1 protein-coding gene is annotated in these 403 nt (G+C 66.0%); it reads right to left on the minus strand.

Annotated features, from left to right (window positions below; genetic code table 11):
- Positions 1-384 (minus strand): tyrosine-type recombinase/integrase (locus EF879_RS26885; RefSeq protein ID WP_370375569.1); only part of this gene is annotated, 384 nt, incomplete at its 3' end.
- Positions 385-403: the final 19 nt, after the last annotated feature.

Genomic DNA, 403 nt, shown 5'->3' on the forward strand with positions numbered 1-403 from the left:
ATCGTGCAGACGGACTCCGGGCAAGCCGGCCCTCTCTCGGAGACGGGCAAAGGACCGGCTCAGGTTGGTGGGCTCCATCGGGGTGCCCCGCTCGGAGGGAAAGACCAAGCCGTGGTCCTCCCACACCTCAGCAAGCGCAGCCCGCTCGGCCTGTTGGCGCTCCTGGTGTTCAAGCAGAGTGAGCCAGGTCACCTCCGGTAGCGGCAATACCGCTTCAGATTCCTCAGTCTTGGCGCCCAAGATTTGGAGCTTCCCGGCGACCCGCTGGACGGTCTGCTCTACCCGAAGAGTGCCTTTGTCCAAGTCGAGGTCCGACCAGCGGAGCCCGATCAACTCGCCGCGCCGGAGGCCCATCGTGGCAGCCACGACATACAGGGCATGCAGCCGGTGACCCTCGGCAGCG

Source organism: Micromonospora sp. HM5-17 (assembly GCF_003762835.1).
Classification (GTDB): domain Bacteria; phylum Actinomycetota; class Actinomycetes; order Mycobacteriales; family Micromonosporaceae; genus Plantactinospora.